This is a genomic window from Myxococcus sp. CA051A (assembly GCF_013336705.1).
In the GTDB taxonomy this organism is placed as follows: Bacteria; Myxococcota; Myxococcia; order Myxococcales; family Myxococcaceae; genus Myxococcus; species Myxococcus llanfairpwllgwyngyllgogerychwyrndrobwllllantysiliogogogochensis.
Window position 1 is genome coordinate 165,598 of sequence record NZ_JABUMS010000016.1, and the last position, 23,861, is coordinate 189,458.

Sequence of the window (23,861 nt, forward strand, 5' to 3'; positions counted from 1 at the left end):
GCTCCCCAGCGGCCACGAGGACCCCGAATGAGACGACTGCTTCCCCTCCTCCTGCTCGTGCTGGGCACCGCGCTCCCCGCGCTGGCGCAGAAGAGCGCCGCCACCCAGTCCTTCCCCTACACCCTCCAGACGGACAAGCTGCCCAACGGCCTCACCGTCGTGCGCGTGCCCTACCCGTCCCAGGGAATCGTCGCGTACGTCACCGTCGTGCGCGTCGGCTCGCGCAACGAGGTCGAGGCCGGCAAGACGGGCTTCGCCCACTTCTTCGAGCACATGATGTTCAAGGGGACGAAGCGTCACCCCGAAGGCGAGCGCGAGCGCATCCTCGGCACGTTCGGCTTCGACGACAACGCCTTCACCACCGACGACATCACCCTGTACTACTCGTACGGACCGACGGCGGGCCTGCCCCAGCTCATCGACATCGAGGCGGACCGCTTCCGCAACCTCGAGTACTCCGAGCCATCCTTCCGCACCGAGGCGCTCGCGGTGCTCGGCGAGTACCACAAGAACGCCGCGGCCCCGTACCTCAAGATGGAGGAGACGCTCAACGCCGCCGCCTTCACGAAGCACACGTACCGTCACACCACGCTCGGCTTCTACGACGACATCAAGGCCATGCCGGAGGCCTACCAGTACAGCCGCGACTTCTTCGAGCGCTGGTACACCCCCGACAACGCCATGCTCTTCATCGTCGGCGACTTCGATGACGCGCAGGTGATGAAGCTCGTGCGCGAGCACTACGGCCCGTGGAACCGCAAGACGTCCACCATCACCGTCCCCACCGAGCCCGCGCAGACGCAGCCGCGCACCGCCCACGTCGACTGGCCGCAGCCCACCCAGCCGCGCCAGGTGCTCGCGTGGCACACGCCCGCAGCGTCCGCCAACACCGCTGACTCCGCCCTGCAGACGGTGCTCGTGGCATACCTCGTCGGCCCCACCAGCCCCGCCTACAAGCAGCTCGTCCTCGAGAAGCAGCTCGTCGAGGCCATTGGCAGCGACTACTCCGAGCACCGCGACCCGCACCTCTTCACCCTCACTGCCACCCTCAAGGACGAGAAGGACCGTGAGCGCGTGCGCCTGGCCCTGCTCCAGGAGGTCAGCAGGCTCGCCGCCGGCAAGGTCGACGCCGCCCGCGTCAAGGCCATCCAGGACAACGCGCGCTATGGCGCCCTGATGGCCCTCCAGACGCCGCGCGAGGTGGGCATCCAGCTCGGCTGGTACGCCGGCATCCTCGGCACTCCGGATGGATTCCAGCGCCAGCTCGCCAATCTGGCCAAGGTGACGCCCGCGCAGCTGTCCGACTTCACCAAGCGCTACCTCAAGGCCACCAACCTCACCCAGCTCAGCCTCACGCCCAAGGTCGATGCCGCCGGAGGGACGAAGTGATGAACGCCAAGGCCCTGCTGTCCCTCACCGCCCTCTTGTCCCTCGCCGGCTGCGCCTCCACGCCGAAGCCCGCGCCCGAGACGACCCCTCCCGCCACGACGGAGACTCCGGCCACACCTTCCACCGCCGAGAAGACCCCGGCGGCCCCGAAGGAAGTGCCCGTCGTCCCCTTGAAGCAGCCCAAGCCGCTGGAGCTGGTGGTCCTCGCTCGCCCGGACACGCCCATCATCACCTTCCGGCTCGTCTTCCACACGGGCTCCATCGATGACCCGAAGGGCAAGGAAGGCCTCACCGCGCTCACCGCCTCGCTGATGGCCGAGGGCGGCACGCGGAAGCTCACCTCCGCGCAGTTGCTCGAGGCGCTCTTCCCCATGGCCGCCGAGTTGGAGGCCTCCACGGACAAGGAGTTCACCACCTTCTCCGGACGCGTCCACAAGGACTTCCTGCCGCGCTACCTCGACATCTTCACCGACGTGCTGCTCGCGCCCCGCCTGGACACCTCCGAGTTGGAGCGCCTGCGCGCCAACGCCGTCAGCGACGTGGAGAACGGCCTGCGCAGCGCCAATGACGAGGGGCTCGGCAAGGTCGCGCTCGATGCGCTCATCTACAAGGACCACCCCTACGCGCACTACACCGGCGGCACCGTGCAGGGCCTCAAGTCCATCACCCTGGACGACGTGAAGGCCCACGCCCAGCGCGTCTTCACGCAGGACCGGCTCGTCGTCGGCCTCGCCGGCGCGGTGGACGACGCGCTGAAGCAGTCGCTGCTGTCGCGCCTGGGCACCCTGCCCGCCACGGGCGCGCCTCGCGTGACGCTGCCCACCCTGCCCACCACGGCGGGCCGCGCCGTCATCATCCAGAAGCAGACACTCTCCACCGCCGTCAGCATGGGCTACGTCAACCCGGTGCGCCGAGGCGACCCCGACTTCTTCCCGCTGGCCTTCGCGCTCACGCACCTGGGCGAGCACCGTCAGTCCATCGGCCTGCTCTTCAACGAGCTGCGCGAGAAGCGCGGCCTCAACTACGGCGACTATGCCTACGCCGAGCACTTCATCGAGGACCCGGGCACCACCTACAACCGCACCAACATCGCGCGCACCCAGCAGGACCTCACGCTGTGGATTCGCCCGGTGGAACCCGGCAACGCGATGTTCGCCACGCGCGGCGCGGTGTACTTCATGGACCAGCTCGTCAAGGAGCCCATCCCGCAGGAGCGCTTCGACTTGATGCGTGGCTTCCTCCAGGGCTACTCGCGCCTCTGGGAGCAGACGGACCCGCGCCGGCTGGGCTACGCCATCGACTCGCTGTTCTACGGCACGCCTGACTTCCTGGAGCAGTACCGCCAGGCGCTCACGAAGATGACGCCCCAGTCCGTGCAGGAGGTGCTGCGCCGCCGGCTCCACCCCACGGGCCTCAACTTCGCCTTCGTCACCCAGGACGCGGAGAAGCTCGCCGACGCCCTGCGCACCGGACAGCCCTCACCCATCACCTACGCGTCCGACAAGTCCCAGGAGCTGCTGGCGCTGGACAAGGTCATCGTCCCCTACAAGCTCCCCGTGAGCCCGGACGCCATCACCGTCATTCCCGCGCAGTCCTTCATGGAGAAGTAGCGCAGGGCTGTATTTTGCCCCGAGGGGTGGGTCATTTGTTTCCGCCCCTCGGGACCGGATGGTATGAGCTGCCATCATGCGAGGCACCAGCTCCGGCCACTCTCCACGGTGGCGGCCCCTGAGCGGCTCCGCCGTCCGATTCGTCCTGATGGGCCTGCTCCTGGCCTCGGCGGCGGTCCACGCGGAACACGACCCCTTCTCCCGAGGCTTCGACGCCGTTCCCGTCAAGCCCACGCCCGCGCAGAACAGCGGCATCGCGCTGGAGGGCACGAGCAACAGCGAGCCCGTCGGCAGCTTCCGCGGCGCGCTGCTGTTCGACTTCAACTGGCGCATCCTCGCCCTGAAGCTGGGTGACGAGAAGCTGGGCGACCTGCTGCCATACCGGCTCGACGCCCACCTGCTCTTCGCCTACCAGCTCCATGAGCGATTGGAGCTGGGCATCGACCTGCCCTTCACGCTCCTCCAGGGCGACAACTTCAATCTCTTGAGAGATGCGCTGGACGCGCCGGACTTCCCGGGCGCCGCCGGGGTGAGCCGCACGACGCTGGGCGACATCCGACTGGTGCCGCGCATCCATCTGCTGGACCGCGAGAAGTTCCCCGTGGGCCTTTCGCTCATCGCGGAGGTCCGCGCGCCGACGGGTGACGCGGACAGCTTCACGGGTGAGCGGGGCTTCGTCTTCGCGCCGCGCCTCGCGGCGGAGCAGCGCTTCGACGTGCTCCCCATCCCCATCCGCGTGGTGGGCAACGCGGGTGTGAAGCTGCGCAAGCATGCGCAGTACCTGAACCTGTTGGTGGACGACGAGCTGACGCTCGGCGCCGGCATCATCGGAGAGTTGCCCAACATGGGGCGCTTCACGGACGTGCAGGCCACGGCGGAGATGCACCTGGGCACGCCGCTGGTGCGCCCCTTCAACTTCGACCAGTCCGACTCGCTGAAGACGCCGTGGGAGCTGCTCGTCGGTGCCCGCGCGAAAATCTGGGGCAACTGGGGACTGGAGCTGAACGTGGGCCGGGGCCTCAACCTCACCACCGGCTACGGGCGCGAGGCGCTGCGCGTCATGTTCGGGCTGCGCTACGACGAGCGCTTCCAGGACTCCGATGGCGACAACGTGCCCGACGTGAGGGACCGCTGCCCCAACGAGGCCGAGGACAAGGACGGCTTCCAGGACAGCGACGGCTGCCCCGACCCGGACAACGACGGCGACGGCGTGGTGGACGGCGAGGACAGCTGCCCCGACGTGAAGGGCCTCAAGGAGCGCAAGGGTTGCCCCGAGGTGGACACCGACGGCGACGGCATCACCGACGAGTTCGACAAGTGCCCGGACAAGCCCGGCCCCAAGGACTACGACGGCTGCCCGGACACGGACGGCGACGAAGTGCCCGACAACGAGGATGACTGCCCCGAGCAGTTCGGCCCGCCGGAGAACAACGGCTGCCCGTTCGACTCGCCTCCATACGTCTTCGTCGAGTCGGACCGCATCCGCATCAAGGGCAACGTGCTCTTCGAAACGGGCTCCGCCGTCATCCAGAAGCGCTCCTATCCGCTGCTGGACGAGGTGGCGACGGTGCTCCGGAAGAACCCCACCCTGGGGCCGGTGCTCATCGAAGGCCACACGGACAACCGGGGCTCGCGGCAGCTCAACATGGGCCTGTCCGACAAGCGTGCGCGCTCGGTGCTCGAGTACCTCGTGTCCAAGAGCATCGACCGCAAGCGCCTGAGCTCGGAGGGCTTCGGCTTCGACAGGCCCATCGCCACCAACGACACCGCGCTGGGTCGCGCGAAGAACCGCCGCGTCGACTTCAAGCTCGTGCGCTCCGAAGTGGAGACCGAGGGTCGGGAGACCGTCGTCCCGGCGGGACAGCAGCCTCCCGCCGGCAAGCAGGCCCCGGCGACTCCGGGCGCGGCTCCCGCCGGTAAACCCACGGGCGCGACGACGCCCGCGCCGGGAGCGGCCCCCACGGCGAAGCCTCCGGCGACGGACGGCAAGCCGGCGACGACTCCGGGCTCACCTGCTCCCGCGGCGAAGCCTGCTGCTACGGACACCAAGCCGCCGCCACAGACACCCGGGAAGTAGTCGGGTCACCGTCGAGAACCGAGGCGCCCATGTCCAACGAGGACATCGGCGCCTTTCTCATGCGCATCGTCGGGCCATGAAGCGGGATGAGGCGCCCTTGTCCCATGAGGACATCGGCGCCCTTCTCATGCACGTCGTCGGGCCATGAAGTGGGACGACGCGCCCTTGTCCCACGAGGACATCGGCGCCCTTCTCATGCGCGTCGTCGAGCCATGAAGTGGGGCGACGTACCCTTGTCCCACGAGGACATCGGCGCCTTTCTGACGCGCATCATCGGGCCATGAAGTGGGATGAGGCGCCCATGTCCAACGAGGACATCGGCGCCCTTCTCATGCGCGTCGTCGAGCAATGAAGTGGGACGACGCGCCCTTGTCCCACGAGGGCATCGGCGCCTTTCTCATGGGTGCGGTCCGGCCACGACGTGGCGGCGTGTCCCGTCGCGAGTCGCTGCTACTGTTGCTTGAGCGCCCGCTCGATGCGACGGCGCAGGGCGTCCTCGGACAGGGCGCCTCGCTGCGCGTCCGTCACCTTGCCCTCGCGGTCCAGGAAGTAGAGCGTCGGCAGCGCGCTGACCTGGAAGGCCCGCGCCATGTCGTCGCCGGCGTACACGACGTAGGGCTTCAAGTCGGGCAGGTGGCGCCGCATGAAGTTGTCCACCAGCTGGGGCGCCATGTCTCCGTCATCCCGACTGGCCGCCAGGAAGACGAGTCCCTGGGACTCGTACTCCTTCGCCAGTTTCACCAGCGCGGGCATCTCCTCTCGACACGGAGGGCACCACGTCGCCCAGAAGTCCAGCATCACCACCTGGCCGCGGAGGTCCTCCAACTTCAGCACGCCGCCCTCGTGACGCTGCAGCTCGAACGAGGGGGTCGCCGCGCCATCCGGAACCAACTGCGAGCGCCGGGCCTCCAGCACGCCCAGGTACACTACGCCCGCCAATCCGAGCCCGGCAATCAGGCCCATGAACAGCTTCGTCCCGCCGCTCGGCGGCCTCGCTGGCGGCGGCGCGCCGATTCCTTCCTGCGTCACGAGAATCCACTCCTGGTCAGGCGGTCATGCACCTGACTCAACACCCAGCGCACTCCGCTTCGGGCCACCGGTCTCCGCGACACCCACCGCGCCACGTCCGGACCCCAGCGATAGTAGCCCCGGATGAACCCGCGCCCGAGCGCGCTCTTCCGCAGAACGTCATCGCGGTACGCACGGAAGGCCACCAACTCCGGCGCTCCCTCGCCAAACGCCACCGTCGCCACGAAGCACGAGGACGCGGGGCTCACCCACATGAGCCGCTGGTTGGTGAGGTTCACCACGACCTTCAGCTCCCGCGCCTCCGTGTAGAGGAACGCGAGCAAATCCCTGCGCGCGGCCGGGAACTCCTGCCCGCCTGCTTCCTCGAACTCGATGCGCGAGGAGTTGGTGGTGCCCACCTCGTCCACCGTGAAGAAGTAGCGCTTCGAGCTGCGGCGGACCTCCACCTCCAGCCCTCGCAGCTCGCCGAAGTACGCCAGGAACGGCGTGCCACACACCGGGCACACGAAGCGGTTGTACGCGTGGCTCGTCAGGAAGGCGTAGTCCCCCACCCGCTTGCAGCCGGTGTTGGGACACACGAGCTTCACGCTCGCCTGCGGCGCGGGCCGAGGGTCATACCGCGAGCCTCCCCCCGTCTTGTCGAACACCGGCGGCGGACGCGGAGGCGCCGTCACCAGGTGCCGCGTGGGATGCGCGGCCCGCTCCAATTCCAGCGCGCGCCGCCAGGCAATCTCGGCCGCCTCCAACCGCCCGCCCGCCGTGTGACAGAGCGCCTCGCCATGCGCGAGCAACGCGGCCACCAGCTTCTCCAGCGCGGGCGCCATCGACGGGTCTCTGCCCGCCGCCAGCGCCTCCGCCAACACCTTCTCCATCTCCGGCAGCAACGCCTGCGCCGCCTTGCGTGAAGGGTCCTCGGCGCGGCGGTACACCGGCGGCTCGGGAATCCGGCTGAACAACGAGGACGCGGCGGCTCGGACGCGTTCCACCACCGCGTCTCCACGCCCCACGTCCAGCTGTGCCGCCCTTTCACGGGCGGCCTGAAAGAGCTCTTCGGGCTGCAAGCCGGCGGACATTAAGTGCCGCGAGTCGCCCTGTCAGCGCGGATCACATACACGCGGTCGGAAACTGGCCACCCGTCTCTACCCCATGTAAGAAGACGTAGGAGGCTGTGAGCATGGGAGCTTTGAAGTTCATCGTCTGGACGGTCTGCGCGGTGGGGCTCGGCATCTTCCTGTCGACGGGAGAGGTGGACGGCCGCACGCCCTTGCAACACATGGAGCGGGCCTGGAAGCGCACCGTGAAGCCGGACACCGTGGACCGGATGAAGGACGGGCTGGAGGACGCCTACGAGGACGCGAAGGGCGCTGTCTCCCGCACGACGCCCGCCGCCCCGCGCGAGCGCATCAGCGCGGAGGACCGGGCAGCGGTCAACCGCATCATCGCGCAGAAGAAGTAGCCTGGCCGACAGGTCCGCTTCCGCGACAGGTCTCCCCTCCCTAGGTTGCGTGGGTGGTGGACGGTCGGTCGGGGCGGAGGCGGGGCATGGGCAGGGCGCCTTTCATCAAGAGTGTCGTCATCCTCACCGCGCTGGTGTGCGCGCTGGCGACCCCAGCGCAGGCCGCCGGGCGCGGGCGCGGACGTCTGTGGCTCGAAGCCCAGAACCGTTCGCTGGACAACCAGCGGGCCACGCTGAGTGACGTGGCTCGCAAGGCGATGCCGTCGGTGGTCTCCATCACCACCCGACAACTGACGGACGAAGCGTCGGTGTCGGGCGAGGAGCCCCAGAAGGGCATTGGCTCCGGCTTCATCATCCACGCCGACGGCTACATCCTCACCAGCGCTCACGTGGTGGAGGGAGCGTCAGAGGTCGTCATCTCGGTGATGCACCCGCGCGGCTACGTCGAGGAGTACGTCGCGCAGGTGGTGGGCGAGGACTCCCGCACCGACTGCGCGCTGCTGAAAATCGAGGCCCCGCGAAAGCTGCCCGTGCTGCGGCTTGCGTCCGCGTCGCACGTGCGCTCGGCGGATTGGATTGTCGTCATCGGCAACCCGTTCGGCCTCTCCCACTCCGTGACGGTGGGCGTGGTCAGCTTCATGGGCCGCACGGACGTGACGCCCAACGGGCGCGACGGCGACTTCGACTACATGCAGATGGACGCCTCCATCAACCCGGGCAACTCCGGAGGCCCCGTGCTCGACTTGCACGGCGACGTGGTGGCGGTGGCCAACGCCGTCAACGTGGCGGGCCAGGGCATCGGCTTCGCCATCCCCATCGACATCGCCAAGACGGTGATTCCGCAGCTGCGGGCCCACGGGCGCGTGCGCCGGGGCTGGCTGGGCATCAGCGTGCAGGACTACTCGCCCGAGGTCGCCGAGGCCTTCAACCTGGGCCAGGGCCAGGGCGTGGTGGTGACGGAGGTGGTGGAGGGCGGTCCGGGCGAGCGCGCGGGCCTGCTCCACGGCGACGTCATCATCGGGCTCGACACGCGGCGCGTGCGGCGCGCTCACACCCTGCGCTGGCAGGTGGCCGCCCGGGGCGTGGGCCATGACGTGCGGCTGCGCATCCACCGGCTGGGCAAGCCGATGCGGCTCAAGGTCCGCCTGGAGGAGATGCCGAGCGAGCAGCCCCCCGCGCCCACCCTGGCCTCCCGACGGCAGGGGCGGCGGCCCACCCGGGCGCAGTCCGTACTGGACGACCTGCTGTCGCCCGTTCCCCGAGCAAAGACGCTCCCTCCCACGGCCCCGGAAGTCGAGCCGAACGCCCCGGGTTCCGAGGACGGCGCTCCGGCGCCTTGACACCCGCGCGGACACCGGTCTTCCGGCGTCTCCTTGCGTTCGGGTGGCATGGGCGCTAGACAGTGCGCCTTTTTCGTACCCGGCGGATGGTCCACGTGCTCGTGGCGCCGAGGTACCCGCATCGTTTCGCAGGAGAGGTTCCACAATGGCCGAGGCCACCCCGACGACCCAGAAGAAGCTCACCCACTGGCCCCGCACCGCCAAGGGCAGTGGCAAGAAGGCTTGCACCGTGGAGGGCTGCAAGCGCCCCTACCGCGCCAAGAGCTACTGCTTCTTCCACTTCAAGCAGTGGCGCCAGGGCGACCTGCCCCACTCGCGCTACCGCACCTGCTCCAAGGACGGTTGCCGCATCAAGACGTTCAAGGCCGGCCTGTGCGAGAAGCACCACGGCGAGACGTACAAGAAGGACGCGGCTTAAGTCCCCGCCGTCGTACTCGCAGCGGCGCCGGGGTCTTCTCTTCCCTGACTGAATCCTCAGGGAGAGGTGCCCCGCGCCACCGCGCGACCCACCGCTTGAAGGCCGTGAGCCACCGCTCCGCCTCGCCTCGGGTCCGCGCTCGCCCGCATCACCGTCCGCTCCAGCCCGTGGAGTCAGGTGCGAGATGGGGTGCCAGCCACGTACACGCAGCCCTCGGGCCGAGCCTTCCGTCACGGCCATGCCCGCCAACACCGCGTCACCCTTCACGTCGAGCCGCTCCGCGCCGCGAGCCGAGCACGTGGCCGGGTCCAAAAGGACCAGAGGGCCATGACGCGGACCTCCGCATCCAGGGTGTCTGTGAGTGCGTCAGGTGCGGGACAGAGGCGAGATGCTCCTCAGGACGCATGCCTCCGAGTTTCACTGGTTGATCCTGAAGCAGATCGGTATATTCCCGCCCGTATGCGTCGCTGGCTCCCTGGGTTGCTCCTCTCGCTCGTCTCCGTGCTCACCGCTTGTGGCGGTGCGGGCACGCCCGTGCGCGCGACCATGAGTGCCCGTCAGGCGCTGTCGCATCCGCCAGAGTTCCTGGAGTTCGAGTCCCCCGCGACGCGCCTCGAGATGTTCCGCGAGGTGGCCCGTCAGTCGGACCTGGAGGCCGGGCAGGCGGCGCAAGCGCTGGTGCTCTTCCCCATCAGCCAGCACGGTGAGTTGCTCGCCGCGCCAGGCTTCGATTCGCGCATGGACCTGTTCCAGGCGCCGGACGCGGGCAAGGGCATCGAGCTGGTGTTGGAAGCCCGTGCGGCCGAGCGTTGGCCGGAAGACCGGCGGGAGAGCCTGCAGGGACTGTCCGAGCGAGAAGCCGCGGAGCTAGTGGCCCGCACGCTGCTCGCGCACTGGGGCATCCATCCGGAGAGCGCGGTCCAGGTGGACCGGGCGTCCGGGGCGCCTTATGCGGTCGCCTACGTGGACGGCATCCTGCGCGTCAACCCGGCGTTCCTCTACCTGGTGGCGGCCTACGGTCCTGCTTCCATGCCGGCCACGCTCCAGTAGAGTCCCGCGCCTCAGCAACAGGCCCACCCTTCTCTCGCCGTGCCCCACTTTCCAGAGGGGCGGGCCGCGAGGCGCCAGTGAATACCTCCGCTCTTCACGCTCAGCTCCCCCACACGCTCCAGCAGACGAATCTGCCGGGGCTCGGCCAGCACTACCGCGGCAAGGTCCGCGACACGTACCGGAGCGGCGACACGCTCGTCCTGGTGACGACGGACCGGCTCTCCGCGTTCGACCACGTGCTGACCACCATCCCCTTCAAGGGCGAGGTGCTCAACCGGCTCGCGGCCTTCTGGTTCGAGCGCACGAAGCACATCTGCCCCAACCACGTGCTCGACGTGCCGGACGCCAACGTCACCGTGGCGCGCGCCTGCCAGCCCTTCACGGTGGAAGTCGTCATCCGCGGCTACCTCACCGGCAGCCTGTGGCGCGACTACGAGAAGGGCACGCACACCGCCTACGGCCTGCCCTTCCCCACCGGCATGCGCAAGGACGCGGCCTTCCCCGAGCCCATCATCACCCCGTCCACCAAGGCGGAGTACGGGCTGCACGACGAGCCCATCTCGGAGAAGGAAATCCTCGCGCGAGGCCTGGCCAGCGCTCGCGACTGGGCGCGCATCACCGAGGCGGCGCGCGGCCTGTTCGCGGAAGGGCAGAAGTGGGCGCGCACACGCGGCCTCATCCTCGTCGATACCAAGTATGAGTTCGGCAAGGTGGGCGACGACCTCTACGTCATCGACGAGATGCACACCCCGGACTCCAGCCGCTACTGGGTGGCGGACGAGTACGAGGCCCGCTTCGCCAAGGGCGAGGACCAGCGCATGCTGGACAAGGAGAACATCCGCCAGTGGCTCATCCGCGAGCGGAACTTCTCCGGTCAGGGCACGCCTCCGCCCATCCCCGATGACGTCCGAGTGGAGCTGGCCACCAAGTACGTGGCGGCCTTCGAGCAGATTACGGGGACGACGCTCGCGCTCGAGCCGGGCGACGTGCACGCGCGAATCGAACGGAACCTGCGCCAGAAGGGCTACCTGAAGTAGCCCTCCCAGCGAGCCTGTGGGACGGCCGTGAGCTACTCGCTCCGGCCGAAGACGCGGCGGAAGACGTCGTCCATGTGCCGCGTGTGGTAACCCGGGGAGAAGCAGTCGTTGATCTCCTCGGGCGTCATCATCTTGCGCAGGTCCTCGTCCGCGAGCAGCGCCTGCCGGAAGTCCACGCCCTCCTCGTAGAGCTTCATCGCGTTGCGCTGGACGATGACGTAGGCGGCCTGCCGGTCCATGCCCTTGCGCGCCAGCTCCAGCAGGAGCCGCTGCGAGTTCACCACGCCGCCGAGCAGCTCCAGGTTCTTCTTCATCTGCTCCGGGTAGACGCGCAGGTCCTCCATCAGCCGGGCGAAGCGCACCAGCATGAAGTCCGCGAGGATGGTGGCGTCCGGGCCGATGACACGCTCCACGGAGGAGTGGGAGATGTCCCGCTCGTGCCAGAGCGCCACGTCCTCCATGGCGCTCACCGCGTAGCCGCGCAACAGGCGCGCCAGTCCCGTGAGGTTCTCCGACAGGATGGGGTTGCGCTTGTGTGGCATCGCGCTGGAGCCCTTCTGTCCAGCGGTGAAGGGCTCCTCCGCCTCGCGCACCTCGGTGCGCTGCAGGTGGCGAATCTCCACGGCGAACTTCTCGATGCTGGAGCCCAACAGCGCCAGCGCCGTGAAGTACTCGGCGTGCCTGTCACGCTGCACCACCTGGCTGGAGGCAGGCGCGGCCTTGAGGCCCAGCTTCTTGCAGACGTGCTCCTCCACGGCCGGAGGCAGGTGCGCGAACGTGCCCACCGCGCCGGAAATCTTGCCCGTGGCGATGGTCTCCCGCGCGTGCAGCAGGCGCGTGCGGGCGCGTCGAAGCTCGTCGTACCAGATGGCCAGCTTGTGGCCGAACGTCACCGGCTCCGCGTGGATGCCATGGCTGCGGCCCATCTGGAGCGTGTGCTTGTGCTCGAAGGCGCGCTTCTCCACCGCCGCCATCACCCGCTCCATGTCCTGGAGGATGAGGTCCACGGCGTCGCGCAGCGTCATCGCCAGGGACGTGTCCAGCACGTCCGAGGACGTCATTCCCAGGTGCAGCCAGCGGGCGCTGGGGCCCACCCGCTCCTCCATGAAGGTGAGGAACGCGATGACGTCGTGCTTGGTGGTGCGCTCGATTTCGTCGATGCGCGCGGCATCCGCGGGCGTGAAGTCTCCGGCTTTCTGGAGACAGTCCTCCAGCGCCTCACGCGGGGCCAGCCCCGCCTCCACCATGCCCTCCAGCGCGGCGAGCTCCACATCGCGCCACCGGCGCAAGCGGGCCACGTCGTTCCAGAGGTTGGACATCTCCTGTCGGCTGTATCGCGGAATCACTCGTAGACCTTCACGGCAAAGTCCTTCCGCGCCGCGAACCGGAGCAACTCCAGCACGGACTCGGAGGACGGACCCAACTTCCGGGCGGTGGTGAGATTGATGGACAGGTCCAACCCCTCTGGCTGCGCCACCGCCAGCGCCCCCGGGTCAATCTTCTCGTGGATGATGCGATTGGCCAGCCGCCCCGCTTGCAGGCCAATGGCCATGGGGCTGGGGGACAGCGCGAGGGACGCGCCCTCCTTCACCTGGCTGGGCGTGAGCGCCACGAGCGGCAGCCGCTTCGCCTGCGCGAAGGCGATGAGCTGCTGCACGACGGCGGCGTTGCCCACCGTCTTGTCCGCCACCATCAGCAGCGCGTCCACGCGGCCCGCGGCGCCCTCCAGCACCTTCTCCACCTTCCCCGGTGAGTCCACCTCCAGCGGGAGGATGGACAGGCTCCGGGACGCGGCGGACGTCTGCGCCTGCGTCACGGTGCTGGCGGAGAAGCGGGGGTCATGCACCATGCCCACGCGCCGGGCCTTGGGCGCCACCGCGAGCAGTGCTTCCAGCTCCGGCCCCAGGTCACTGGTGAGCGAGATGCCGGTGACGTTGGGGCCTTCCAGTCCGTACTTCTCGAAGTACGGCACCATGGCGAAGAGGACGGGGATGTCCTCGCCCAGGGAGCGGCGCGCGGCGTTGGCGGCCAGCGGCCCCAGGGCCAGCACCAACGCGGGCTTCTGGGCCGCCAGCTTCTTGAAGATGCGCGCGGCGGCGCCGGGACTCTCGTCCAGCGTCATCTCCTGCACCTCCGCGCGCGCCTCCGCGGCGAAGCCAGCGATGACGGAGGCATAGGGCGCCAGGTTGGCGGACTTCACCGCCACCACGCGGGGACGGGCGGCCCCTTGAGCCCCCGCTACCACCGGCACCAGCAGGAGCAGGAGCGCGAGGGTCCGCCAGCTCATGGCTTCACGCTCGCGCAGCACCGGAAGCCGACCGAGAGGGCGGTCTTCTCTGGAGCGATGAAGGCGCGCGCGCTGCACCTCGAGGCGAGTTGCGAGTCGTTGAACGAGCCGCCCTTCTGCACGACACCCCGGTTGGGGACGCGGGTGCTCGTCCACTCCGCCACGTTCCCGGAGAGGTCCGCCACGCCATAACCCCGTGACACGCATTGCGTGAACGTCCCGGAGGGGGCGACCGTGGGAGGCGTTTCCTGGAGCGAGACCTTCGTATTGCACGCGCCTTGAACGTAATCGTCGCCGTATGCGTAGCGCGCGTTGCCCGGTCCCTTGCATGCCTTCTCCCACTCCTCTTCCGTGCAGAGCCGCTTCTCCGCGGCCTCACACAGCCCGCGCGCCTGTTCCCAGGTCACCTCCACCCGAGGACTCCCTCCCCGCTTGTTCGAGTTCGAGTACTCGAACTCGTCCATGCAGAAGGAGCCCACCTGGATGCTTTCCTCGAAAGGCTCCTCCACCTGCCCCTGGTCGTCGTCCCGCGCCTTTCCCCGGCGGAAGAACCCACCACTCACCAACCGCATGCCATCGGGACACCCTCCCGCCAGCGCGACGAGGGGAGGAGCGTTGGCTTCCGGTGCCGCCTGGCGGGCGGACGGCCCTCCCATGGGCACCACCGGCGCTGTCCGCTGGGCCGAGCGCAGGTAGCGCAGCAACAGGTAACCGCCACCGGCCCCCAGCGCGAGCCCGCCCACGGTCAACACCACCATCCAGATGAACGCCGAGCGACGGCGGGAGGCCGAGGACTTCGACGGACGCGTGGCCCGGTGGGTGGGCGCGATGCGAGGCGCCGAACGCGCCGCCGAGGTCATGGGCGAGTCCAACGTGCGAGCGCCCGACATGGAAGGATGGAAGTCGAGCGAGCGAGGCCCCGTGCGTGCCCCCGACACCGCGGGCGACTCCAGTGTGCGCGCCGTGCGGATGGCCGGCACCGGCACCGCGGGCGCCGCATCCAATGTCCGCGACATGGGCCGAGGCCCGGAGGCCGAAGGCGAGGACTCCAACGCGCGCGCCGAGCGGGCACCGGAAACAGCAGGGGCCGACTCCTGCCCCGCGTCCGACTCCTGGGCCCGAGGCGCCGCGCGCGGCTGAGCAGCCGGCATCGGTCCGGAGGCACGCGGTGCGGGCCCACCCGCACGAGCGGGCTCGGGGGGCAGGCGCCCACCGTGAGCGGGCTCGGAGGCTCCCCTGGAGGAACGCCCCCCCTGCGACGATTCCGAGGCAGCCCGTCCCTTCGCCGACGCTTCGGAAGCCGAGCGCCCACCTTGAGGGGAATCCATGGCGGCCCGCGCGGCGGACGCGGTGATGAACGGCAGCGCCTGCTCCGTGAGGTGCTGGGATGCGCCGGGGTTCGCGCCGATGATGGCGGCCAGCGTCGCCGCGTCGAGCGGCTGCGTGGCATCGGGCGGAGGCGGCTCCTCCTCGACGGGCGCGGAAGGCTTCGGCGCCGAGGTCACGATGCCCGTGGGCACCGGCATCATGTCCGTGGGCACCGGAGGCGGCGGACGCGCGGACATCCGCACCGCGGCGGCCTGCGCCGAGCCCGCGGGAGGCGGCACGCCGCGCACGTGCGTGGCGACCGCCGCGGGGGCGCGCGCGAGGATGCTGGCGAACTCCGCGTGCAGCTCACCCGCCGTCTTCGGACGGGCCAGCGGGTTGATGTTGAGCGCGCGCCGGTAGAGCGCCTCGAAGGACGTGGGCAGGTCCGGGTGCAGCGACGTCAACCCGGGCACCACGCCCTCGACGGGCACGAGGCCCGCGACCATCTCCCCCATCACCACGCCCAGCGAGTACACGTCCATGCGCGTGTCCAGCTCACCGCCCGCCACGTACTCGGGAGCGACGTAGATATCCGCGCGATGCCCCTTCTGCGCCTGGACGAAGGGAAGCTGCGGCACGGCGAGGCCGAGCCCGTAGTCCGTCACCTTCAGCAGGTCCGGAAGGACGATGACGTTCTCCGGCTTGAGGTCGGAGTGGGGGCCGAAGCGATGGGCCGCGTCCAGCGCCGCCGCCATCTGCGCCAGCAGCGGCTCCACGTCCTTCAGCGAGAAGAGCTGCCCGCGCGAGGCGCGCTGCTCCATCATCCGCCGCAGCGTCATCCCCTCCAGCAGCTGCATGGTGAAGAAGGGCCGCTCACCGTCGAGCCCTTCTTCGTAGACGCGCAGCAGGTTCGGGTGGTTGAGCTTCTTGCCCACCCGCATGGAGAACGAGAACTGGGTGCGCTCCTCGGGCTGCTGGACGAGTCGCGGGTGGACCGTCTTCAGCGCGACCTCGACGTCGATCTCCTCGTCTTGTGCGCGGAAGACGAAGCCCATGGGGCCGGAGCCCACCACCTCCTGGATGGCGTAGCGGCCTGCGACGACGTCCCCTGGCTTGTAGGGGGCGCCCTCCAGGCCGCGCTTGCGGACGACACCGGCCGATTGTCGCGCGGCCGCGTCGTACTTCATCCCGCAGGTGGGACAGGTGTCGGTCGTCTCGGGGACGTGGCTGCCGCAGCGGTAGCAGAGCAAAGCAGTCGGACTCCAGGGGCCGGTCGAAGGAGGACCGCGAGCGGGGGTGCGGTCCGGCCTCATATTCTGCACGCTCCCCTGTCATCAAGGAACGATGCCGTCGGCTCTCGCGCTACCGGCCGGTGGAACCGAAGCCGTTCCCCCCCCGCGACGTCGCGTCGAGGACCTCCACTTCTTCCAGCGTGGCGGACGTCACCGGCGCCACCACCAGTTGGGCCACCCGGTCGCCCCGACGCAGGGTGAAGGGCTCGCTGGAGAGATTCACCAGGATGACCTGCACCTCCCCCCGGTAGTCCGCATCCACCGTCCCGGGGGAGTTGAGCAGCGTGATTCCGTGGCGCAGCGCCAGCCCGGAGCGAGGTCGTACCTGCCCCTCGTAGCCCGGGGGGAGCCCCAGCGCGAGGCCCGTGGGAACCGCCATCCGCGCCAGCGGCGCGAGCACCCGCTCCCCCTCGATGTCCGCTCTCAAATCCAGCCCGGCGGCGAGTTCCGTCTCGTAGCGGGGAAGCGGCAAGGGCTCCGGATGGGCACGCACGCGGCGCACCTGCACGGTGAGGGACGAGGCCATGGCGCCGATGTACCACACCCCTGCACCGTCTCCAGTTCCCGCTCCAACGTCACGGGTAGTCCGCGAAAGCGACGACAGCCCGGCAAGCCCCCAGACTCGGCACGCTCCCGGACTTCGAGCCCTGGCTGGAATCCTCAGCGCGAGGAATCGCCGGACACGGCGCGGACGGAGGCGCGGAACTTGAGGGGGTCCATGGGCCGGGAGGCGAGTTCCAGCTGGTAGTGGAGGTGGGGCCCCGTGGAGCGCCCGGTGTTGCCGGAGCGGGCGATGAGCTGTCCGCGCTCCACCCGCTCGCCCACCCGGACCAGCAGCTCCGAGTTGTGGCAGTACGCCGTCGTCACGCCACGGCCATGGTCCAGCACCAGGACGCGGCCATTCACCGCGTCCTCGCTCGCGCGCCGCACCACGCCCTCCGCCACGGCCGACACCGCCGTCCCCGTGGGCACGCTGAGGTCCACGCCCGTGTGCATCCGCCGCATTCCCAGCACGGGGTGGTGCCGCTCGCCGAAGGGGCTCGTCACCCGGGCGCTCTCCGACACGGGCCACGCGAGCCCGAAGGCGGTGGACAACGCCAGCGCCTGCGCCGCGCCCACCGAGGCCGTCTCGAAACCCGGAGGAAGCTGCCGGTTCAGTGACTCCAGCGTCGGCGCGCCACCTTCCGCCACCACGCGCTCCTGGGCGTATCGCGCGGGGATGCGGCCGACGAAGAGGGCCGTGAGGCGCGCCTCCTCGCGGGGGAAGTCCGCCTCGAGCGCCGCGTGGAGTCTGCGCGCGGCGACGGGCCCCTCCACCGGGTCCAACAGCCGGTCCATGGGAATCCCCAGCTCCTGGGCCAGCACGGCGAAGGGCTCCCGCGCTCGCGCGTCCAGGCCCTTCAAGGCCAGGTGCGTGCCCCAGGCCAGCGACTCCGCATCCGTCAGCGGGCGCACCAGGGACACCTCGGGCGCCAGCATGGGCGCGACCAGCGAGGTGCCCGTCATGCCGTCGTAGTACGCCAGCAGGGGCCGCGCGGTGCTCTTCGAGGAGAAGGCCCAGGCGGAGGCCTTGCGCACCAGCGCGCCCGCGGGAGTGTGGTGGTACGCCGTCCACACGCACAGCACCGCCATGCAGAAGTCCAGCAGCCCCCTGGCGCGGCTTGGGAACATGGCGGTCCTCAGCGCAGGAAGGAAACGAGTGGAGTGGCGTCGAGCACGGCGGCCAGTGCCAGCGGCACCACCACGGCGCATCCCAGAAGGCCTCGAGTGAAGGCCCGTCGGCCGCGCTCCTGTGCGCAGGCCGCGTCCGCGTGTTGGAGGTTGCGCAGCACCGCGCGCCACCCGAGCGTGGCCAACACGCCCACCAGCGCCCCCACCGCCAGGCCCCTCGCGCCCCAGTCAGCGACCTGGTCCCCCATCAGCTCGCGCCAGGACAGGTACACCGTGCCCTGCATCAGCTTCGCCACCGTGCACGCGCCCGCCACCACCACCGCCGCGGTGGCCAGGGGGCGCAGCCAGCGCATGGGCGTGGGCTGGCGCAGACAGCGCTGCCACAGCGCGCGCCACGAAGGCTTTGCTTCCTGCCCCTCCAGCGCCGCGCGCCACGACTCCGCGGGCTTCACGGCGGCCGCCGTCGCCTCGCGGTAGCCCAGGGCAGGCAGCGCCAGCACCAGGTCCGCGGCCAGCTCCCACGTCAGGGCCAGGATGCGAGCGATGCGCGTGCGCAGCTCCAGCGACACCCACTCCACCATGGGGGCCGTCACGTCGTAGCGGCCCACCAGTCCGTCGAAGGCCGCGTCCACGCGGTCCACCACCGCCACCAGCCGGTCATCCAGCGTGTCCGCCGCCGCGTGCACGCCCACCGCCACCAGGGCCAGCAACCCCAGGGGCATGAAGGCCCACCGGAAGGCGCCCAGCAGGCGCGAGACGTCGGTGACGAAGCCAGTGGAAGTCGAGGGTCCGGCGGGCGGCGGGCGGGGCGGCAACGGGGCCTCCAGAAGGCGGGGCTCGCACCTCCAACGCACGGCCCCCAGCTCCAGGTCTAAGCCAGCGCCCGCCAAAACGAAAACGCCCCCTGCCGCGCGGAGGCGGAAGGGGGCGTTGGAGCTACTCCGGACCTCGTGAGGAGACCCGGGAGCGAGGCGTCAATCAGGCCTTCGCGTCGGGCTGGGTGGCCTCGGGGGCCGGCTGCGCGGCGACAGCGTCAGCGGCACCCTGCTGCTGGGTCGCCGCGCGCTCCGCCATCGCCTCCTTGCGCGACAGGCGAATCTTGCCCGTCTTGTCGATGCTGACGACCTTCACCAGCACCTCGTCGCCCTCCCTCAGCACGTCGGAGACGCTCTTGACGCGCTTGTCGGACAGCTCGGAGATGTGGATGAGGCCGTCGGTGCCCGGGAACAGCTCCACGAAGGCGCCGAACTCGGCGATCTTCCGCACGGTGCCCGTGTAGATCTTCCCGATTTCCGCCTCGCGGGTCAGCGCCTGAATCATCGCGATGGCGGCCTTCACGGCCTCGCCGTTCGCGCTGGCGATGTCCACCCGGCCGGAGTCCTCGATGTTAATCGCCGCGCCCGTGCGAGCGATGATGTCCTTGATGACCTTGCCGCCCGGCCCGATGACGTTCTTGATGAACTCGGGACGAATCTGGATGGTGGTGATGCGGGGCGCGTACTGGCTGATTTCCTTGCGGGGCTGCGCCAGCGTCTTGAGCATCTCGCCCAGGATGTGGATGCGGCCCTGACGCGCCTGCTCCAGCGCGCGGCTCATGATCTCCGTCGTGAGGCCGGTGATCTTGATGTCCATCTGGATGGACGTGATGCCCTTGCTGGTGCCGCACACCTTGAAGTCCATGTCGCCCAGGTGGTCCTCGTCACCGAGGATGTCCGACAGGATGGCGATCTTGTCGCCCTCCTTCACCAGACCCATGGCGATGCCGGCCACCGGCGAGGTGATGGGGACACCCGCGTCCATCAGCGCCAGCGTGCCACCGCACACGGAGGCCATGGACGAGGAGCCGTTGGACTCGAGGATGTCCGACACGAGGCGAACCGTGTACGGGAAGGACTCGCTCTTGGGCACCATGTTGCGCAGCGCGCGCTCCGCCAGCGCGCCGTGGCCGATTTCACGACGGCCCGGGCCGCGCAGCGGCTTCGTCTCATTCACGCTGAACGGGGGGAAGTTGTAGTGCAGCATGAAGCGCTTGAAGGACATGCCACCCAGCATCTCCAGCCGCTGCTCGTCATCGCTGGTGCCCAGCGTGGCCACCACGAGCGCCTGCGTCTCGCCACGGGTGAAGACCGCGCTGCCGTGGGTGCGCGGCAGCACGCCCACTTCGTTCGTAATCGTGCGGACCACGTCGTGACCGCGGTCGCCGATGCGGCCACCGTTGACCGTCATCTCGCGCATGTGCTCGTACTTGAGGTCTTCCACCACCTGCTTGGCGTGCTTCTCCACCAGCGGGGAGTAGGCCTCGGCGAGCTGCTCCTTGAGCTTCGCGATGGTCTCCTTCTTCGTCTTGGAGAGCGACTCGTAGCGGGCGCCCTTCTCCTTGATGGCGTAGCCGGCCTTGATGCCGTTCATCGCCAGCTCACGCACCTTGGAGCGCAGGCCCTCGTCCACGGTGGCCGGCTTGTCGAACGAGCGAACCGTCTTGTTCAGCTCGCGGCGCAGCTCGTCCTGCAGGTCCAGCGCGGGCTGGGCGGCCTGGAAGCCGAAGTCCAGCGCGGCGACCATGTCCGCCTCGGTCACCTCTTCCGCGCCGCCTTCCACCATGACGATGGCCTTGCGGCTGACCGCCATGACCAGGTCCAGGTCGCTCTGCTCACGCTGCTTCGCGGTGGGGTTGGCCACCAGCTGACCGCCCACGCGGCCCACGCGGATGCCGGCGAGGGGACCGTCGAACGGGATGTCCGACACCCACAGCGCCGCGGAGGCGCCGGTGATGCCGTGCACGTCGCCCTCGTTCTCCGGGTCCGCGGAGATGACGCTGGCGATGACCTGCGTCTCGTACGCGTAGCCTTCCGGGAACAGCGGACGCAGGGAGCGGTCCACCACGCGGGAGGCCAGCGTCTCCTTCTCCGTCAGCCGGCCCTCGCGCTTGAAGTAGCTGCCGGGGATGCGGCCCGCCGAGTACAGCTTCTCCTGGTACTCCACCGTCAGCGGCAGGAAGTCGATGTCCTTCTTCTCCCGCGCGCTCACCGCCGTCACGAGCAGCATGGTGTCGCCATAGCGAACCACCACGGAGCCATCCGCCTGCTTGGCCAGACGACCCACTTCGATGCTCAGCTCGCTCTCGCCAATCTTGACGCTCTTCTTCAGCATGTCCTTGCCTCGGTATTCTTCGGGCGAGGACCCCACCGCACGCACCTGGCCCGCAAGGGACCTGGCACCCCGGGAGGGCCCTCGGGGTGTATGAGCGGTCGCCAAGGCCCGAAACAGGCACATGACAGGCAACCGCCAGCCTGTACTGCGGAAGGGCGCTTGCGGAGCGCCGGAGGGATGTCTCGGAACTTTTGATCCCTGATCGCACCGGCCGACAACCGTGTCAGCCGGTCCGAACGGAAACCAAAACCTCCGTCGGCACCACTCCCTCGCCCGCCACCACCCACCGCTTCTCAACTGCTTCTCTGCTGCCACTTCAACGTCTGAAACGCGCGGGGCGCTGGTTGAACCAGCGCCCCGGGTCCTGCCGAGATGCCTACTTGCGGATGCCGAGGCTCTCGATGAGCTTCTTGTAGCGGGTGACGTCCTTCGACTTCAGGTAGTCCAGAAGCCGGCGACGCTGACCGACCAGCTTCAGCAGACCGCGGCGGGAGTGGTGGTCCTTCTTGTGCGTCTTGAAGTGCTCGGTGAGCTGGTTGATGCGCTCGGACAGCAGCGCCACCTGCACTTCAGGGGACCCGGTGTCCGTCTCGTGGGTCCTGAACTTCGTCACCAGCTCCGACTTGCGCTCCTGATGCAGCGACATGTGATTCTCGTCTTTCGTACCCCGCTCCGGAGTGATTCCACTTGAGTCGCCCAGGTCCGCGGAGGGGTACAGACCGGGTCTCATGCTCCACTTCTAACGAGCGGGGGGCTTATAAGCTTCACCCTACCCAGGGTCAACCTTGGACGCCTGCCCGTGCGCCTCACAGGGGGTGGAGCGTGTGAAGACGCACAGCCAGGGGGCAGCCGGGCCTAGACGAGCACTCGCAGGTACCGCAGCCGTCCGCCCACGCCCTCCGCCACCGCCAGCAGCGCGCCGTCGGGGCCCGTCACGCGCAGCCTCCCTGGGCGCAGCGAGGAGGGAGAAACCTCCACCGGCACGCCGTGCGACACGCGCTTGGCGTCGTCGGCCCCTACCCGCACCTCGGGCAGGTCGACCAGGGCCTCGGCGATGGGCACCAGCCGTGAGGCCAGCGTCCCGTCCTTCAGCAGGGCAGGCACGTCCGCCAGCGGCAGCGAGCGTGCCAGGGGGAACGGCCCGCTGGCCGTGCGCCGCAGCGCCTCCAGGTGTGCCCCGCAGCCCAGCACCCGTCCCAGGTCGAAGGCCAGGGTGCGCACGAAGAAGCCCTTGGAGCAGCGCACGGACAGATGGAGCCGGTCCGCGGAGAAGTCCCGCAGCACCAGTTCGTACACCGTCACGTGGCGGGCGGCGCGCTCCACTTCCTCACCCGCGCGGGCCAGCTCGTACAGGCGCTTGCCGGCCACCTTCACCGCCGAATACATGGGCGGGACCTGGTCGAAACTCCCCCGGAAGCGCGACAGCGCGGCCTCCAGGAGTGCGGGCGTCAACACGGGCACCGGCGCGCGCGCCGTCACCTGCCCCTGCGCGTCCTGGGTGTCCGTCTCCGCCCCCAGGCGCACCGTGGCGTCGTAGGCCTTGTCGCCCTCGGTGATGAAGCCGGCCACCTTGGTGGCCTCTCCCAGACACAGGGGCAACACTCCGGTGGCCATGGGGTCCAACGTCCCCGTGTGGCCCACCTTCTTGATCTTCAACAGCGAGCGCACCTGTCGCACCACGTCGAAGGACGTGGGGCCAGAGGGCTTATCGATGACGAGGACGCCGTCCATGTCGCGCCAATATTGTGGGCCCGGGGCTGGAACTACCAGCCTTCCTTGCTCCGGACCTCGCGAAGCAGACGGTCGATCTTGTCCCCCTCGCCCACGGACTCGTCGAACGAGAAGAAGATCTCCGGCGACACGCGCAGGTTGACGGCCGACGTGACGTGGCGGCGCACGAAGCCCTTGGCCGCCTCCAGCCCCTTCTGCGTGTCCGAGCGCTCCTCGGCCGTGCCAATCATCGAATAGAAGACACGGGCCACACGCAGGTCCGGGGAGACCTTCACCCCGGTAATCGTGATGTAGCCGATGCGCGGATCTCTCAGCTCGCCCCGGGTCAGCAGGTCGCCGATGGCCACCTGGATTTCCTGCCCCACTCGCTCGGGTCGGGAATGCGTCGTCATTTCTTCTCCCAGTCTCGCGGGTTGCGCAGGGAGCGGGCTCGAACCCGCGCCTCGTCCAGCGTCATCCGTCCACCGCCCGACGGTGACGGGCGACCCGTACCGGGGTCGCCGTCGTTGTCGCCGTCATGACGGCGCTCCCACTCACCCAACCCCTCGGCCTCCGCCAGGGAGGCCCGCTCGCCCCGCAGGAAGCGAGCGATCGCCGCCTCCGACTGGGCCGCCGCCGCTTCCGGCGACAGCGGTGCTTCGTCTTCGTCGTCCAGAGCGGACCGCGGGGCCCTGGAATCCGCGGTGTTGCCCGCGGCGAAGAGCTGATCTCCAAAGGCGAGGATTTCCGTCTCCCGCGCCATCAGCGGGGCCACGTACATCTCCTCGATGAAGTGGATGACCTTCTCCAACTGCTCGTCCACGTGGCGGCGGTCATTGCCCACCACCGAGAGGGCAAGCGAGGCCTTCTGCCAGAGGTCCTGGTCGTCCACCTCGGCCACGGCCACGTTGAAGCGGGCCTTCACCCGGTCCGTCACCCGGCGCAACACCTGTCGCTTGGACTTCAGCGAGCCGCTGTCCGGAATCTGGAGGGTCAGACGTGCGACACCTACGAACATGCCAATCCCCCGACCCCGG

At 69.3% G+C, this 23,861-nt stretch carries 21 protein-coding genes; 8 read left to right on the top strand and 13 right to left on the bottom strand.

Annotated elements, in window-relative coordinates; genetic code table 11:
• Nucleotides 1-27: 27 nt before the first annotated feature.
• From HUA74_RS35430 to HUA74_RS35440, 3 genes are all read left to right on the top strand, one after another.
• On the top strand, nt 28-1,389 hold the full coding sequence (locus HUA74_RS35430; protein ID WP_141644258.1) for a pitrilysin family protein: 1,362 nt from the start codon (nt 28-30) through the stop codon (nt 1,387-1,389).
• A complete protein-coding gene (locus HUA74_RS35435; protein ID WP_174458103.1) occupies nt 1,389-2,999 on the top strand; it encodes a pitrilysin family protein in 1,611 nt (536 codons plus the stop codon). Before HUA74_RS35430 ends, HUA74_RS35435 begins: the two co-directional genes overlap by 1 nt.
• Before the next feature lie 76 nt (nt 3,000-3,075).
• Entirely contained in the window at nt 3,076-5,076 is a 2,001-nt protein-coding gene (locus HUA74_RS35440; protein ID WP_254625395.1) for an OmpA family protein, read from the top strand.
• 450 nt (nt 5,077-5,526) lie between these two features.
• Here the strand turns inward: HUA74_RS35440 and HUA74_RS35445 are convergent, their stop codons facing one another.
• Nucleotides 5,527-6,039: a TlpA disulfide reductase family protein gene (locus HUA74_RS35445; RefSeq protein ID WP_141644275.1), complete on the bottom strand. Its 513-nt coding sequence runs from the start codon at nt 6,037-6,039 to the stop codon at nt 5,527-5,529.
• 62 nt (nt 6,040-6,101) lie between these two features.
• A complete protein-coding gene (locus HUA74_RS35450; protein WP_174458104.1) occupies nt 6,102-7,178 on the bottom strand; it encodes a CFI-box-CTERM domain-containing protein in 1,077 nt (358 codons plus the stop codon).
• Nucleotides 7,179-7,273: 95 nt separating this feature from the next.
• On the opposite strand from HUA74_RS35450, the gene HUA74_RS35455 reads away from it, so the two are divergent.
• From HUA74_RS35455 to HUA74_RS35475, 5 genes are all read left to right on the top strand, one after another.
• Nucleotides 7,274-7,561, top strand: coding sequence for a hypothetical protein (locus tag HUA74_RS35455; protein WP_174458105.1), 288 nt, complete (start codon nt 7,274-7,276; stop codon nt 7,559-7,561).
• A gap of 86 nt (nt 7,562-7,647) precedes the next feature.
• Entirely contained in the window at nt 7,648-8,901 is a 1,254-nt protein-coding gene (locus HUA74_RS35460) for a S1C family serine protease (RefSeq protein WP_174458106.1), read from the top strand.
• A gap of 145 nt (nt 8,902-9,046) precedes the next feature.
• On the top strand, nt 9,047-9,319 hold the full coding sequence (locus HUA74_RS35465) for a vegetative protein (RefSeq protein ID WP_141644253.1): 273 nt from the start codon (nt 9,047-9,049) through the stop codon (nt 9,317-9,319).
• Between the two features lie 459 nt (nt 9,320-9,778).
• The gene (locus HUA74_RS35470) at nt 9,779-10,369 is read left to right on the top strand and encodes a hypothetical protein (protein ID WP_174458107.1); all 591 of its coding nucleotides are present in this window, start codon (nt 9,779-9,781) and stop codon (nt 10,367-10,369) included.
• 77 nt (nt 10,370-10,446) lie between these two features.
• Complete coding sequence (locus HUA74_RS35475) at nt 10,447-11,406, top strand: phosphoribosylaminoimidazolesuccinocarboxamide synthase (protein ID WP_174458108.1); 960 nt, start codon at nt 10,447-10,449, stop codon at nt 11,404-11,406.
• 32 nt (nt 11,407-11,438) lie between these two features.
• On the opposite strand, the gene purB is transcribed toward HUA74_RS35475, so the two are convergent.
• The 11 genes from purB to HUA74_RS35530 form a co-directional block, all read right to left on the bottom strand.
• The gene (purB, locus tag HUA74_RS35480; RefSeq protein WP_141644250.1) at nt 11,439-12,752 is read right to left on the bottom strand and encodes an adenylosuccinate lyase; all 1,314 of its coding nucleotides are present in this window, start codon (nt 12,750-12,752) and stop codon (nt 11,439-11,441) included.
• Nucleotides 12,749-13,693, bottom strand: coding sequence for an ABC transporter substrate-binding protein (locus HUA74_RS35485; protein WP_174458109.1), 945 nt, complete (start codon nt 13,691-13,693; stop codon nt 12,749-12,751). Before HUA74_RS35485 ends, purB begins: the two co-directional genes overlap by 4 nt.
• Complete coding sequence (locus HUA74_RS35490; protein ID WP_174458110.1) at nt 13,690-16,251, bottom strand: SUMF1/EgtB/PvdO family nonheme iron enzyme; 2,562 nt, start codon at nt 16,249-16,251, stop codon at nt 13,690-13,692. Before HUA74_RS35490 ends, HUA74_RS35485 begins: the two co-directional genes overlap by 4 nt.
• 112 nt (nt 16,252-16,363) lie before the next feature.
• Nucleotides 16,364-16,819 carry a dUTP diphosphatase gene (gene dut, locus HUA74_RS35495; RefSeq protein WP_174458137.1) on the bottom strand — a complete coding sequence of 152 codons (456 nt, stop codon included), beginning with the start codon at nt 16,817-16,819 and terminating at the stop codon, nt 16,364-16,366.
• 134 nt (nt 16,820-16,953) lie between these two features.
• Complete coding sequence (locus HUA74_RS35500) at nt 16,954-17,964, bottom strand: M23 family metallopeptidase (protein ID WP_174458111.1); 1,011 nt, start codon at nt 17,962-17,964, stop codon at nt 16,954-16,956.
• Between the two features lie 8 nt (nt 17,965-17,972).
• Nucleotides 17,973-18,779 carry a hypothetical protein gene (locus HUA74_RS35505; RefSeq protein WP_141644246.1) on the bottom strand — a complete coding sequence of 269 codons (807 nt, stop codon included), beginning with the start codon at nt 18,777-18,779 and terminating at the stop codon, nt 17,973-17,975.
• A 163-nt stretch (nt 18,780-18,942) separates the two neighbouring features.
• The gene (gene pnp / locus HUA74_RS35510; RefSeq protein ID WP_174458112.1) at nt 18,943-21,114 is read right to left on the bottom strand and encodes a polyribonucleotide nucleotidyltransferase; all 2,172 of its coding nucleotides are present in this window, start codon (nt 21,112-21,114) and stop codon (nt 18,943-18,945) included.
• 376 nt (nt 21,115-21,490) lie between these two features.
• Nucleotides 21,491-21,760, bottom strand: coding sequence for a 30S ribosomal protein S15 (gene rpsO / locus HUA74_RS35515; protein ID WP_141644273.1), 270 nt, complete (start codon nt 21,758-21,760; stop codon nt 21,491-21,493).
• 209 nt (nt 21,761-21,969) lie between these two features.
• Nucleotides 21,970-22,845 (bottom strand): tRNA pseudouridine(55) synthase TruB, encoded by an 876-nt coding sequence (gene truB, locus HUA74_RS35520; RefSeq protein WP_174458113.1) that lies wholly within the window; start codon nt 22,843-22,845, stop codon nt 21,970-21,972.
• Between the two features lie 32 nt (nt 22,846-22,877).
• Nucleotides 22,878-23,237, bottom strand: coding sequence for a 30S ribosome-binding factor RbfA (gene rbfA / locus HUA74_RS35525; RefSeq protein ID WP_141644243.1), 360 nt, complete (start codon nt 23,235-23,237; stop codon nt 22,878-22,880).
• The gene (locus HUA74_RS35530) at nt 23,234-23,842 is read right to left on the bottom strand and encodes a DUF503 domain-containing protein (RefSeq protein ID WP_174458114.1); all 609 of its coding nucleotides are present in this window, start codon (nt 23,840-23,842) and stop codon (nt 23,234-23,236) included. The genes rbfA and HUA74_RS35530 overlap by 4 nt, the downstream gene beginning before the upstream one ends.
• Between the last annotated feature and the right edge of the window lie 19 nt (nt 23,843-23,861).

Bases quoted from the DNA above. Each gene is read 5' to 3' on its own strand.
- HUA74_RS35430 (WP_141644258.1), top strand. From the start codon at position 28: ATGAGACGACTGCTTCCCCTCCTCCTGCTCGTGCTGGGCACCGCGCTC.
- dut (WP_174458137.1), bottom strand. From the start codon at position 16,819: ATGGCCTCGTCCCTCACCGTGCAGGTGCGCCGCGTGCGTGCCCATCCG.
- HUA74_RS35485 (WP_174458109.1), bottom strand. From the start codon at position 13,693: ATGAGCTGGCGGACCCTCGCGCTCCTGCTCCTGCTGGTGCCGGTGGTA.
- HUA74_RS35450 (WP_174458104.1), bottom strand. From the start codon at position 7,178: ATGTCCGCCGGCTTGCAGCCCGAAGAGCTCTTTCAGGCCGCCCGTGAA.
- HUA74_RS35470 (WP_174458107.1), top strand. From the start codon at position 9,779: ATGCGTCGCTGGCTCCCTGGGTTGCTCCTCTCGCTCGTCTCCGTGCTC.
- HUA74_RS35445 (WP_141644275.1), bottom strand. From the start codon at position 6,039: ATGGGCCTGATTGCCGGGCTCGGATTGGCGGGCGTAGTGTACCTGGGC.
- HUA74_RS35530 (WP_174458114.1), bottom strand. From the start codon at position 23,842: ATGTTCGTAGGTGTCGCACGTCTGACCCTCCAGATTCCGGACAGCGGC.
- rpsO (WP_141644273.1), bottom strand. From the start codon at position 21,760: ATGTCGCTGCATCAGGAGCGCAAGTCGGAGCTGGTGACGAAGTTCAGG.
- rbfA (WP_141644243.1), bottom strand. From the start codon at position 23,237: ATGACGACGCATTCCCGACCCGAGCGAGTGGGGCAGGAAATCCAGGTG.
- HUA74_RS35440 (WP_254625395.1), top strand. From the start codon at position 3,076: ATGCGAGGCACCAGCTCCGGCCACTCTCCACGGTGGCGGCCCCTGAGC.
- HUA74_RS35465 (WP_141644253.1), top strand. From the start codon at position 9,047: ATGGCCGAGGCCACCCCGACGACCCAGAAGAAGCTCACCCACTGGCCC.
- HUA74_RS35435 (WP_174458103.1), top strand. From the start codon at position 1,389: ATGAACGCCAAGGCCCTGCTGTCCCTCACCGCCCTCTTGTCCCTCGCC.
- HUA74_RS35500 (WP_174458111.1), bottom strand. From the start codon at position 17,964: ATGTTCCCAAGCCGCGCCAGGGGGCTGCTGGACTTCTGCATGGCGGTG.
- HUA74_RS35460 (WP_174458106.1), top strand. From the start codon at position 7,648: ATGGGCAGGGCGCCTTTCATCAAGAGTGTCGTCATCCTCACCGCGCTG.
- pnp (WP_174458112.1), bottom strand. From the start codon at position 21,114: ATGCTGAAGAAGAGCGTCAAGATTGGCGAGAGCGAGCTGAGCATCGAA.
- truB (WP_174458113.1), bottom strand. From the start codon at position 22,845: ATGGACGGCGTCCTCGTCATCGATAAGCCCTCTGGCCCCACGTCCTTC.